Source organism: Bacillus sp. TH19 (assembly GCF_016651075.1).
In the GTDB taxonomy this organism is placed as follows: Bacteria; Bacillota; Bacilli; order Bacillales; family Bacillaceae_G; genus Bacillus_A; species Bacillus_A mycoides.
The window spans coordinates 1,728,021-1,740,462 of sequence record NZ_JAEKEO010000007.1 but is presented as its reverse complement, the minus strand read 5'-3'; the positions used below and the strand labels follow the sequence as shown (position 1 = coordinate 1,740,462).

The window sequence follows — 12,442 nt, the reverse complement described above, 5'->3', positions numbered from 1 at the left end:
TTACGATTTTTTGAATTTTTTATATCTCATGAGACATTCACCTATCTTACTAAGAGTGCATATAAAAATGCGCTCTTTTTATTTGTTGTTAAATAAGAATTTTGTTTAATACTGCGTTATTAGCACAAGCCGTTACCTTACGTGAAGAATAAAGTATTTCTATATTCAGAATAAGAAAAGGTGTGATCAACATGTTCTTTGCAGCTACGCTTGTTGATATTCGCGACATTGATAATGAATATCTTATAACTTGTACAATAGATAACCATTCTAAATTTAACTTTATAATTACCAAAGATAAGGTGCATGGCAATCCATTTATAGGTGCTCATGTTTCTGGTATCTATGATGACAATAAAGAGATTAAACATATCTTTATTGAATAAGATGACACGCTATTTGTGTCATTACATATGTTTTTAATACCGTGCGTGATAGGTAAGGCTTTGATATCATCTCCACCTTTTCCCCCACCTAACACCGTACGTGTCAGTTTCCCGACATACGGCGTCCCATCTTATTCTTCTATACTAAAGTAACTAGATTACAAGCTTTACGGAGCTTATTTATTTTCTTCAATTGTTTATCGTTCAATTGAAGTATTCTCATATACGTTCTAATCGTCTCTTCATTTATAGCGTGAATCAGTCTGTGGACAAATTCACGTACAATAATTAGGTTATTGAACTCGTCAGTTCCTCCCATACCTTTCGGTACTTTGTGATGACAGTGTGCTTCATCAGCTAGCAAAAAGATTCCCGTGACAGCACATTTTCCATTTTGCATGGAATATTTCGACATTCTGTTATCTATATACTCCATACTTTTCCCTTTGGTGGAGGATAGCAACATTTTTTGCATTTCATTGGCAATGTTACCTTTTAAGCTTTTGATGAGTTTTTGTCTTCCTTTTTTAGTGTAATTACATATATCTTGACTGAAACTTTGAGGGAATCGTGTTTGTATGTCCGCTAATGGATATACATGATTACCTGCTATTTCAAAGGTTCTATAATTGTTCCTGTGAGTTCTTTTGTATAATGCGTTTGTATTAGTAGGAATCTTATATTTTCCTATTGATTTTAGACGATTAAACAAGGTTTTCGAGAGACGAAAGGCTATTTCAGTAAAGTCTATAGATACATGTGTTGCTATTTTGTAATAGTTTTTTATACCAAGCACATAGGAATTATAGTCCTGTATTGTTTTTCCAGATGGACTTTTTTGAATTGCTTTAATTCTTGTTTTTGCTTTTTCAAGAATATCCTTTTTCTTTTTCTCGCTTACATGTGTATTTGCCACATATCTTTTGCGTTTTTTAACAAATTTAATAGAGAACCCTAGAAAATCCGAAGATTTTCTTTTTAGGTTAGTTATAGTTGATTTTTCCTTAGATACATCAAGGTTTAAGTGATTTTTGAGGTAACCTTCCACTGCATAAAATATTTTAGTTGCAGATTTGTGATTGTTTGTAAATATTTTGAAATCATCCGCATACCTAACTATATACATTCTCTTTAATTTTGTTTTTGATAGATGATAATTTTTGTTTGGTAGTGTATATGTTTTCCTTGTTTTGATATTATCCCACTGACTAGTTATCCACCAATCTAAGTCATTCAATACAACATTACTTAGTAATGGGCTTAGAATCCCTCCTTGCGGAGTTCCTTTTGTAGGAATGCCTATTCCTTTGATTGGTGCTTTTAACATTTTAGAAATGATTGTCAGTACTTTTCTATCAGTTATACCTATGTTATATAGTTGTTTTAGTAGTTTGGAATGGTTTACATTATCAAAAAAACCTTGTATATCAATGTCAACTACATGACTATATCCCCCGCGGTTCATCAAGAATTGACACCTAGCCATCGCATGATGCGTTGACCTATTGGGTCTAAATCCATATGAATGCTTGTAGAATTTTGCTTCGCATATTGGCTCTAGAACCTGCTTGAACATTTGTTGAATCAATCTATCTCTCATTGTAGGTATTCCTAATGGACGTTTCTTTCCATTTGGTTTAGGTATTTCTACCCTACGTACCGTATTTGGCTTGTAGTCTACAAGATTCTTTCTTATGTTATCAACGAAAAAATCTACATCTTCCATTTTATAATGGTCGATTGTGATACCATCTGTTCCTTCAGTTTTAGAGCCAGTGTTAGCCTTTATGTTTCTATATGCCAATAGAATATTTTCTTTTGATATGAGATGTTTATATAAATTTATACCTTTAGTAGCGTTGTTTTTGCTCCGTTGATATAAATCATCAAACACTTTTTGCATGTCATAATATTCTGCATGTCGTAATGTTGTACTCACCGATGTGTTAATTCCCCTTTCTTACGAAAAGTCCCATCATCTTACTCGATCCTGTGAGTTACATCTAGTTAATTTAGTTTTCAAAGAACAAGACTAGAGACTATCCCTCCACATTCGTTACATGTTTCGTTGGTACTGTGTCCCCACCTTCACAAGAATGAAGCAATTTCGGTTCGTTAGAACCTTATATGCATCTGTCCGCTAGTAGGCGTTGATGACAGTTTCTTGCTTACCACGTTCCGATTGACTTAGCTATACATATATCCTTAGGTGCTTGCTGTAAGCCTGTTATCTTTACATCCTCATCGTTGGATGTTCCGAATTTCATATTATCTACTCTTACTTTTCGGTAAATAACGTCGTCATTAACGACATACACATTTCTAATGTATTAATAGTTTAGACCCGTACATTCGCAAGTTCGTCAGTCCGTTTGGACATTCTCACCATAGATAGTTTGTAGCATCCCGACCTATCCATTACCATATGATTTCTCACTTAGGTTTTGTTCAGCCGACTTCACCTAGCTTCATACAATTTGTGACTACTATCACTCCTTGCATGTAGGAGTATTAGATAAGTAGTTTCAGCTCAACCTGACGGCTTTCATTCCTACTTTCAGTCAATCAGTTGTTGTTATCAAAAATTGATAACCCTCCTATTTCGTGTTCGCACACTTATAAGGAAACGTGTCGCGCAAATAACTATTTTGTTCAAATATTAGATAGATGTTAATATTCTTAATAAAGGAGGTCTATTGATGAAAAACTCATGGAAAAAGATTTCTTCAGTTATTTTCATAGTAATTTTCCTTTTAATAATTTTATATTTTGGTGGTATGTCTCTTTTTTGGAATAAGCCATAAATTAAGTACAGCAGTTAGCTTTTGCTAGCTGTTCTTTTTCTTTACAATAACGCTTTTGTTTAGTATTCTGTTGAAGCAATGACACATGGCTTTGTAATATTATCTTGCTTTATCACCCATTCGAATGACCTTAAAACACACGTCTCTCCGCCTCTATGAATTACTGGTTCGGCTGGGGCCACTCGTTGCTCTTCGTCCGGCAATTCATCAATACTGATATGCATTTTGTCTTGCAAACTAACTTCGCCAACAAAATCTTCTTCAATTTCCTCCCGATCTATGAATTGCTCATAAAAATTTTTCGCTTCTTCTTCGTTCTTTGCGGCTACCCAATCGTAGTCATTCATTTTAAAAACTTTCATCATATCTATTCCCCTCCACTTTCTCAACAAAATTCAAATTTGATTAAAGTAACTGTGTTTTTCGTTCTTCCATACGAATTACTTTTCCACTTTGATATACAAATGATTGTTCGCCAAATCCACCTTGAGGTGGTTCTATTAGTTGGACTTGACCATTTTTAACAACATATATTCCGTTTATTTTCAGATCTATTTCAGCTGTCATTTCTACAAGATTTTCTTTTCTGATTCCCACCACTATCACTCCCATATGTTATAATTACTTTGTCGAAGTAAGTTGAGAGTGATCTCAGCTTTTTTTATTTTTCTATAGATATTGCACAACATTTTCTGGAACAAATGCTTGTCCAAGAGATAAATGAAGCCGTATTGGAATCGGCTCTTTGCTATCCCTTGCTCGCTTACATATCTCTTCAGCTTCTTCCCATACAAATTGTTTATCCTCCACTCGCTTATAACGCCAAATCCCAATTGTATAATCCTCAAATAATTCGTAACGCTCATCAGGCGCTGTCGTTGGTTTTAATTCATCAATCGCTTTGGCTTGACGTGGTATTTGTACAACCACATCTGCATACCGTAATTTTGAATTCAAACGTTGAATATGAGCTTTCTTAGGATCAAATGATACAACTGGTTCCACGTCAAAAATTGTTAATTGCTTTGGCATTGTTTTTCCCCTCCAATACCTGCAAACTTGCAATTAAGATTCCTTCAAGCTGCGTTAACGTTAGTTGATTTAATGTTTGTCCGTTAATTTCAGCTAATCCTAATCCCAATAGTTTACGAATAATTACTAGTTTTCTACGCTCTACTTCCTGCCGTAATGACATGATTACGCCTCCTGTTGCTGATTGAACTTTCGCTCTAAATTTACAAACTTACTAAACTCTTTAATGAATGCTAGTTCAACAACTCCAACTGGACCATTTCTCTGTTTCGCTAAAATAATTTCCGTTATGTTTTTATTTTCTGTTTCACGGTCGTAATAATCTTCACGATATAAGAATGCGATCAAGTCCGCATCTTGCTCAATTTGACCATTTTCACGTAGGTCTGAAAGTAACGGCCTTTTATCTTGCCTACTTTCAACAGCACGACTTAACTGCGATAATGCAACCACACATACGTTTAGTTCTCTTGCCATAAGTTTTAGCTTACGGCTAATCTCACCAATCTCTTGCATGCGATTTCCTTTGTGCTTTGGATCACCTACAATAAGCTGCAAGTAATCAATTGCGACTAGCACCTTTTTGTCTGGGTATTTGCGCTTTAGTTTCCTAGTCTTTGCGTAAATTTCTTGCATCGTTACATTGGCTTTATCGTATATTTCTAGTGGTAAATCATTTATCAAGCCCATAGCCTGACTAATCTTTTCCCAATCCTTCAAATTACATAGTTTTTTAGGATTCTTTAATTTCGTAGCATCTATATTTCCAGTACTTGAGATCATACGCTTAAGTAACTGCTCTTCTCCCATCTCTAGCGAAAAAACTCCCGTTGCTGCATGAGCGCTTGCTGCATGGAAAGCAACGTTTAATACAAATGCTGTTTTCCCCATCGAAGGACGGGCACCAATAATAATTAAATCGCCTTCTTGCAATCCCGCGGTCATTCTGTTTAAGTCGTCATAACCAGTTGGTATACCGGTTAAATCTCCTACATCAATTTGCATATTCTTATACAGATCAACTAGGTTTCCTTTAGATTAAATTCATCTGAATAACCCGTTTCCTCAATGGCGCTTAATTCATCAATTGATGTACTAATAGCACTAATATCTCTTTCATCCTGAAGACGATTATATAAGTTACCAGCAACCTCTTGAGCATGTCGCATCTTCCAAGCTTCAATCACTAAACCTTCATGATACGAGAAGTTTTTAGTTGTCGCTACAACTTCTGTCAGGTTTACAAAGAATTCAATTCCGCCAATCTGATTCATAAAGCTCTCATCGAATTTCCCCATGAGAGCGACAAGGTCTATTGGAACCTCAGCATCCTCTAAATCTCTCATCGCTTTAAAAATCACTTGGTGTGTTGGTAAAGAAAACTGTTTTGCCTTTAGCTGGCAATCTTTAATTAAATCGCCTTCTTGAATAATGCTACCTAAAACACTTTGTTCAGCTTCTGCGTTACGAATCATATCGTTACTCATTGAACCATCCACCCATTTTGTTGATTAAGTGCTGCAAGTTCTTCATCCGTTGGAATGTTTTTCTCCCATGATTGTTGCTGCTGTATTACGTTCTTAGTAGATTCTGATAAGCCTTTCTGTTGATAAGGAGCTTGCGTCGGTTGTTGTGCCTTTGCTAATCGTTGAGTACGAAATGCTTTATCAGCTACTTCAACATCTACTATCGTTTTAAAACCTTTAAGATGCCAATCTCGTAAAATCGTATTTACGTAAGACATGTTTCTCGTATTTTTCTCTAAAGCAATCTCCATAGCTTTTACAACTAGCTCCGCATTTAAATCATCTATCCAAGCGTGAATACCATCTGCGATAAAAGGTGTAATGAATCCGAAGTTCTGCTCGTAAAAAGAAATTGGATTAACCTCAACAACTTCTTCCGCGCCTGGGCGTTCTTCTTGTTGTTGTTCTTTTTCTTCTTCTTTTTCTTTTTCTTCTTCCTTGCTAGGGTCTTGGAAGCCCCTTATAAGCCCCTCCAAACGGACTGATAAATACTCCTTAATACGAGGGATTTTAAAACCTTGCTCTCGCTCTAATTGCAAACATGTTTCATAGAAATCAACCAGAAAATCTTGATCTTTTACAGATTGAATTTCTTTTAAAACACACTTTTCAATGTTGACATTTTTAATCGGATTGAATTTCAACCAGTTGATTAAGAACAACTCTTTTGTTTTTTGGTTGTAATTAATTTTTCCGTACTCAGCAAAACGTTCTAGTAGCTTCATAACAGTTTCACGGTTATATCCTGTATCGGTTTCAATAATACGAAGTGGAAGCTCATAGATTCCTGATTGAGACGTCTTACTGTTTGTCATCAAATATAAGTAGAAATACTTCTCCTCCGGTGTAAGATCTAAAACAAATGAATCCTGCCAAAATGAAACGTGTACTGGTCTATAAACTGCCATATTATTCATCCTCCCGTTTACATATCGCAAATCCGTCCTCTACACGTAATAAGCGATAATTCTTATATCCTGTTTTGAGATATTGGTTTACTAAGTAAATTAAGTGTTGTGTTGATGTTGCTCGTTGAAACACTTTAGGATTCAGCAACACTCTATATAATGACTTGTCTAAAAGCATGCAATACACCCCGTTGTTATACGAATGCTAATTTGATATAATTAATCCTAAGATCTTTTGCAAAACCATTTATCTATCACTCTGCTAAGTGATAGATTTTTTATTTTCTACGTCTTACTAATGAAGCGTTAACTCCTCTTGCTCTTAAATCTTTAATTACTACACGATAGCTCATCGAAGCCTCATGTTCTTCTTTTGCATCACGAAGCATTTTAAATTCTTTCATACATCGTTCCAGTTCTTCTTCCCAATGATTTGATTCTTCAGTTGATTCTGCATTAAACATGTTATGAATACATGCAACCATACAGTTATGAAGTTTATTCGCGAATGAAAAGTCTCCTGGAAGAACTAGATCATGAAGACGATCGTTTTTATATGTCATGAAGTACATCTCCTTTCTCTTTGAGTTGATGCTGTACACATCGTTACAACCAGAAAGGAACATTGTAGGGGTATGGGAGGAACAATCCCTTTCTGGTCATAACGACAAGCACAGTGGCTTGTCCAAATGATTTATATAATGTTATAATTGCTTTACGATATTTTTCAGAGCTACTGTTGTCTAGGCGGTAGCTTTTTCTTTTGCCCATTTATGTTTCAAAATGAATGATGCTTCAATAATTTTGATGCGAATCCCCACTAACTTTTTCTCTTGCTTTAACTCAACTGACTTTGAATCCTCACCAAGTGTTTTCGCTATTTTAATTTCACCAGTTAGTTTTGCATCATAGCGTATTAGTTCCTTATATTCTCTTAAACTTGGTTTCTTATAATCTACTGTCATTTTTCTTCCTCCTTTACAGCACCTTTGTTAAAGTCATTAAGCTATCCACCGATTGAATAATAACGTTCTCCGCCATAGCCTTTTGCAACCAACTTCTTTGTATTTGTTCCATAATGCCAAAGTGTACTTGCTCAAGAGCTTGTACTACACATTGAGTAGCTTGGATTGTATCGAAAATTTCTTTTGCGTGAACTGTGTATTCATGTTTCTTCTTTTCATCCAACTTCCATGACCTGGTTGCAACTTGTAAGTTCATGATTTCCTTCGCTGCTTTAATCCCCTCTTCAGCCTGTTTAATGTAGTTCATCAATTGTAAATTCACATCTTGAGTTAATCGTGGATCTGTAGGCGGTAATCCAACACCATAAATATGTTTGATTGCTTGTTGATTTAATTTTGCTCCTGTTGCATGGCACCAATCCATCGCAAGTTCAAATTCTGGTTTAGAAAGTCCAGATTCAATACGAGTTAAGCGTTCATGGGTAATGCCAAGGTACTTAGATAGTCCTTTCTTCGTTTTCAGCTGAACATTATCACAACATTCTCTAGCATTCTGTAATAATTCTCCTATTGCCGAATTGCAGTATATGCTTGTTCCCATATCTGTTCGCCTCCATATTTAGTTTTCAAATGGTTACAATGAATTTAGTACATACATAACTTGTCTATTATTCATGTAAAAAGAGAGGAACTATTCCTCAATGTTTTCTTTCACTTGCATTTCTTTGATGATGGCCCAACCAGCCTTGTAATATGCTTGAAGGAGTTTATCAATATCCTTTTGTGATTTTGGCTCAGGAGCCACAACATGGACTTTCGTTTTCCCAAATTCATAAGTCGCCGCATATTCTTCTTGTTGGCTCATGGTGTCACCTCTTGAAGTACTTTTTATATGTTTATGCGACGGATCTGTTGGTACTGCCATGTTAGTTGCTGTCATTTTTCCACCTACTTCCCAATTAAAATGTATAAGATTCTTGTACTTAGATGCGTCAAATTAAATCTTTTACATCACAACCAAGAATGGCAGCCAATCTTATAGCTTTTTCAAGATTTGGATTACTATAACCATTTTCCCAATTACTTATTGTAGATTTTGTAACTTGCATTCTACCTGCAAGTTCTTGCTGCGTTAACTTACTTTTTTTCCTAGCTCTAATTAACTTAATATTTTTGTTCACTGTCTCGCTCCTTATATAAGTAATTTGTACTTTTATTATAAGTATAAGATTCTTGTACGTCAATACATTTGTACAATAATCTTGTACAAAGTTTAATGTTTCATTTATATAAGGTACAATATCTTTGTACTTTTTATTAACGGGAGGTGCTAAAAATGTTGAAACAAAGATTAAAAGAAACACGTAAAACACGTAAACTAACTCAACAAGAATTAGCCAATAAAGTAAATACAACTAAAGGCACCATTAGTAACTATGAGAATGGACATAGCACTCCCTCAAACGAAATGCTAAAAGATTTAGCTAATGTTTTAGGAGTGACAACAGATTATTTATTAGGAAGAGAAGATGAATCAAGAGTATCCAACCTCCTTCCTGACTTAACTAAAAAAGATACTCGTGATATTGCTCGCGACTTAGAAAGAACTCTAGAACAATTAGAAAACAGTGATGAAGCGTTAATGTTTGACGGAGAGCCAATAGACGAACATACAAAAGAAATGATTCGTATTTCTCTAGAAAACTCAATGCGAATGGCAAAACAATTAGCAAAACAAAAATTCACTCCAAACAAGTATAAAAAAGATTGAACGGAGCGAGAAATGGACATTAAAGAATACGCACTCAAAATCGCAGAAAAGCATGAAACAACAAACCCATTTGAAATTGCTAGACGAAAAAATATTATAGTGTTGTTTGAAGACCTTGGGGATACTCTTGGTTTTTACAACACATATAAACGTTTTAAATTCATACATATAAATAATAAAATTGATGAAGTTACTCAACACTTTGTGTGTGCTCATGAATTAGGACATGCTCTATTACACCCAAAAGCAAATACTCCATTTTTAAGAAATAAAACTCTATACTCTGTAGATCGATTAGAAATTGAAGCAAATACATTTGCAGTCGAACTTCTATTATCTGATGAAATGATTTCTGAATATCAGAATACTAATCTATCAATTCAAGAAATAGCAGAAATTCATGGCGTTCCAAGGGATTTTGCTCGTTTGAAAAATTTGTTACTGTACAATAATCATTTACGTTGAAATTATTACTTAATTGATGCGATAGTTATTAAGTACAGGTATATCAAGTCATTTATACAAGCAATTGCTAGATTTATATCGTAACTCTAAATCAAAAACTTAAGGAGTTGTGAAATTACTATGGATAAATTTATTGAACCAATTATTACTTTACTAATTGCCCTGATAACAAATGTTATTGCATTCTATCAATTTCGCATTAAATTTAAAACTTTCAACGAATTTGACAAATTGTTCTTGAATAAATCTGAACAAAAAAAACTTACTGATTTTCAATTCCTTTCCGATTGGTTTCTATTGTTCTTTGCAATGTATTTAATGCCATTAATTGCATTCTATCAATTTGAAAAACCATCCCATAATTGGAGTTTGTACCTAGGGACGTTTGGGCTGCTATTTATGATGATTTCTATATGCTGTTTCGTACCCGTTTTTATTTACGCTTTTCAAAAAGACTTGCCGGTAAAAAAATATTCTAAAGCCCGCAAATGGGGATTGGCGAATATGATATTAAGTTTAATTTGGTTCTATCCTATTTCCTATTTAGTGGTTACTAGCAAGAGTTGGCTTGCAATGCCTGCTATAATTTTATTTGCTCTTTTGTATAGTTTATTTTTAAACTTAGTTGCAAATCAAACAAAAAAGAAACCTTCTACTACAGAATATCTAGTAGATATTCTCACTGAAGAAGAATTAAAGCAAACTCCATTAATCCACGCTTATATTATCGATGATAAAAAATCAGTTTTATATCATGGTGGGGACCTCTCTAGAAAAACTTTTTATGTTTGTGATTTTTCTTCAAAAATATATTTAAAGTATACTCCATTTCAAGAACTCGATATAAACACAAATGAATTGAGAACAGAGAACGTTTCCCAGTAATTCAAAAACAACTTATACACAATAATTAACATAAAAATAAAAGGTGAGCCTCTCTTAAGAGGCCTTTCTTTTATTAATTATCATATTTATTTCTTCACAATGTTTGTTTTTCATATAATACATATTATTGAGGAGGTACTACTATGAAAACTGCAATTTACCTACGTAAATCCCGTGCCGATCTAGAAGCCGAAACACGCGGCGAAGGAGAAACGTTAGCAAAGCATCGCTCTACCCTGTTGAAAATTGCCAAGGAAATGAACTTAAATATTTTAGCTGTCCGTGAGGAAATTGTTTCTGGTGAGAGCTTAGTGAAACGCCCTGAAATGTTGGCGCTACTTGAAGAAATTGAAGATAACAAATATGATGCTGTTCTTTGCATGGATATGGACCGTTTAGGTCGTGGTGGTATGAAAGAGCAAGGAATCATTTTAGAGACGTTTAAACGCTCGAATACGAAGATTATGACACCTAGGAAGACTTATGACCTTAATGATGAGTGGGACGAAGAATACAGTGAATTTGAAGCGTTTATGGCACGTAAGGAGTTAAAGATTATTACACGCCGTATGCAAAGAGGTCGTGTTGCTAGTGTAGAGGCCGGGAATTACCTTGGTACACATGCACCATTCGGATATGATATCCATCGTTTAAATAAGCGAGAGCGTACTTTGACGATTAATTCAGAAGAAGCTTCTGTTGTAAAAATGATATTTGATTGGTATGCAAATGAGGATATGGGGGCTAACGCAATCAGAAGCAAGCTAAATGATCTTGGCTACAAAAGTAAGTTAGGAAATGAGTGGAACCCCTATAGCATCTTGGATATATTAAAAAACAATGTGTACATCGGAAAAGTAACGTGGCAAAAACGAAAAGAAGTGAAAAGTCCTGGCGCTGTGAAACGTAGTTGTGCAAGGCAAGATAAATCAGATTGGATTATTGCTGATGGAAAACATGAGCCTATCATATCCGAAAGTTTGTTTGAACAAGTGCAAGATAAATTAAATTCAAGGTATCACGTTCCTTACAATACAAACGGAATTAAAAATCCACTGGCTGGTATTATTAAATGTGGTAAATGTGGTTACAGTATGGTCCAACGTTATCCGAAAAACCGAAAGGAGGCTATGGATTGTAAACACCGTGGCTGCGAAAACAAATCAAGCTATACCGAGCTAATTGAAAAACGTTTACTCGAGGCTTTAAAAGAATGGTACATCAATTATAAAGCGGATTTCGAAAAACATAGGCAAGATGATAAGTTGAAAGAAACTCAAGTTATCCAAATGAATGAAGTTGCATTACGAAAGCTTGAAAAAGAGTTAGTGGATGTCCAAAAACAAAAAAACAATTTACATGATTTATTAGAACGTGGCGTTTACACTGTCGATATGTTTTTAGAACGTTCGAATGTAGTTTCTGATCGCATTAATGAGATTACCGAAACAATGGAAAAGTTAAAGAAAGAAATTAAAACAGAAATCAAAAAAGAAAAAGTGAAGAAAGATACAATTCCTCAAGTGGAGCATGTTCTTGATCTGTACTCCAAAACAGATGATCCAAAAAAGAAAAACAGCCTCCTAAAGTCAGTTTTAGAAAAGGCTGTTTATAAGAAAGAAAAATGGCAAAGGCTCGATGATTTCGAACTTGTGCTTTACCCTAAGCTCCCTCAAGATGGCGACATATAAGCGTTCGCG

At 34.7% G+C, this 12,442-nt stretch carries 17 protein-coding genes and 1 pseudogene; 5 read left to right on the top strand and 13 right to left on the bottom strand.

Annotated elements, in window-relative coordinates; all coding sequences use genetic code 11:
- The first annotated feature begins 191 nt into the window (after positions 1-191).
- Positions 192-386, top strand: a complete 195-nt coding sequence (locus JFU54_RS12895; RefSeq protein ID WP_107134808.1) for a hypothetical protein — start codon at positions 192-194, stop codon at positions 384-386.
- Positions 387-525: 139 nt separating this feature from the next.
- Here the strand turns inward: JFU54_RS12895 and ltrA are convergent, their stop codons facing one another.
- The 13 genes and pseudogenes from ltrA to JFU54_RS12835 all read right to left on the bottom strand — a co-directional run bounded on the left by ltrA (position 526) and on the right by JFU54_RS12835 (position 8,802).
- A complete protein-coding gene (ltrA, locus tag JFU54_RS12890; protein ID WP_201063563.1) occupies positions 526-2,325 on the bottom strand; it encodes a group II intron reverse transcriptase/maturase in 1,800 nt (599 codons plus the stop codon).
- Between the two features lie 229 nt (positions 2,326-2,554).
- On the bottom strand, positions 2,555-2,704 hold the full coding sequence (locus JFU54_RS29435) for a hypothetical protein (RefSeq protein WP_215561127.1): 150 nt from the start codon (positions 2,702-2,704) through the stop codon (positions 2,555-2,557).
- 545 nt (positions 2,705-3,249) lie between these two features.
- The gene (locus tag JFU54_RS12885; RefSeq protein ID WP_201064606.1) at positions 3,250-3,555 is read right to left on the bottom strand and encodes a hypothetical protein; all 306 of its coding nucleotides are present in this window, start codon (positions 3,553-3,555) and stop codon (positions 3,250-3,252) included.
- Positions 3,556-3,595: 40 nt separating this feature from the next.
- Complete coding sequence (locus JFU54_RS12880; RefSeq protein WP_000512853.1) at positions 3,596-3,787, bottom strand: DUF3954 domain-containing protein; 192 nt, start codon at positions 3,785-3,787, stop codon at positions 3,596-3,598.
- A 72-nt stretch (positions 3,788-3,859) separates the two neighbouring features.
- Positions 3,860-4,222 carry a cell division protein SepF gene (locus tag JFU54_RS12875; protein WP_201038925.1) on the bottom strand — a complete coding sequence of 121 codons (363 nt, stop codon included), beginning with the start codon at positions 4,220-4,222 and terminating at the stop codon, positions 3,860-3,862.
- A complete protein-coding gene (locus JFU54_RS12870) occupies positions 4,197-4,385 on the bottom strand; it encodes a hypothetical protein (RefSeq protein WP_201038924.1) in 189 nt (62 codons plus the stop codon). The genes JFU54_RS12875 and JFU54_RS12870 overlap by 26 nt, the downstream gene beginning before the upstream one ends.
- 2 nt (positions 4,386-4,387) lie before the next feature.
- Positions 4,388-5,709 (bottom strand): annotated as a pseudogene (gene dnaB / locus JFU54_RS12865) (replicative DNA helicase).
- Entirely contained in the window at positions 5,706-6,656 is a 951-nt protein-coding gene (locus tag JFU54_RS12860; RefSeq protein WP_201064604.1) for a DnaD domain-containing protein, read from the bottom strand. The pseudogene dnaB and the gene JFU54_RS12860 overlap by 4 nt, the downstream one beginning before the upstream one ends.
- 278 nt (positions 6,657-6,934) lie before the next feature.
- Positions 6,935-7,219, bottom strand: coding sequence for a hypothetical protein (locus JFU54_RS12855; protein WP_201064601.1), 285 nt, complete (start codon positions 7,217-7,219; stop codon positions 6,935-6,937).
- A 180-nt stretch (positions 7,220-7,399) separates the two neighbouring features.
- Positions 7,400-7,621: a hypothetical protein gene (locus JFU54_RS12850; RefSeq protein ID WP_016092216.1), complete on the bottom strand. Its 222-nt coding sequence runs from the start codon at positions 7,619-7,621 to the stop codon at positions 7,400-7,402.
- Positions 7,622-7,634: 13 nt separating this feature from the next.
- Positions 7,635-8,222, bottom strand: a complete 588-nt coding sequence (locus JFU54_RS12845; protein WP_078177823.1) for a sporulation sigma factor-processing peptidase — start codon at positions 8,220-8,222, stop codon at positions 7,635-7,637.
- Positions 8,223-8,312: 90 nt separating this feature from the next.
- Positions 8,313-8,561, bottom strand: coding sequence for a hypothetical protein (locus tag JFU54_RS12840; RefSeq protein ID WP_201064598.1), 249 nt, complete (start codon positions 8,559-8,561; stop codon positions 8,313-8,315).
- Positions 8,562-8,613: 52 nt separating this feature from the next.
- Positions 8,614-8,802 carry a helix-turn-helix transcriptional regulator gene (locus JFU54_RS12835; RefSeq protein WP_016105994.1) on the bottom strand — a complete coding sequence of 63 codons (189 nt, stop codon included), beginning with the start codon at positions 8,800-8,802 and terminating at the stop codon, positions 8,614-8,616.
- A gap of 155 nt (positions 8,803-8,957) precedes the next feature.
- On the opposite strand from JFU54_RS12835, the gene JFU54_RS12830 reads away from it, so the two are divergent.
- From JFU54_RS12830 to JFU54_RS12815, 4 genes are all read left to right on the top strand, one after another.
- Complete coding sequence (locus tag JFU54_RS12830; RefSeq protein WP_088034502.1) at positions 8,958-9,392, top strand: helix-turn-helix domain-containing protein; 435 nt, start codon at positions 8,958-8,960, stop codon at positions 9,390-9,392.
- Between the two features lie 12 nt (positions 9,393-9,404).
- Positions 9,405-9,857 (top strand): ImmA/IrrE family metallo-endopeptidase, encoded by a 453-nt coding sequence (locus tag JFU54_RS12825; protein ID WP_201064595.1) that lies wholly within the window; start codon positions 9,405-9,407, stop codon positions 9,855-9,857.
- Between the two features lie 120 nt (positions 9,858-9,977).
- Positions 9,978-10,742 carry a hypothetical protein gene (locus tag JFU54_RS12820; protein ID WP_201064586.1) on the top strand — a complete coding sequence of 255 codons (765 nt, stop codon included), beginning with the start codon at positions 9,978-9,980 and terminating at the stop codon, positions 10,740-10,742.
- A gap of 143 nt (positions 10,743-10,885) precedes the next feature.
- Positions 10,886-12,433 carry a recombinase family protein gene (locus JFU54_RS12815; RefSeq protein ID WP_201064583.1) on the top strand — a complete coding sequence of 516 codons (1,548 nt, stop codon included), beginning with the start codon at positions 10,886-10,888 and terminating at the stop codon, positions 12,431-12,433.
- Positions 12,434-12,442: the final 9 nt, after the last annotated feature.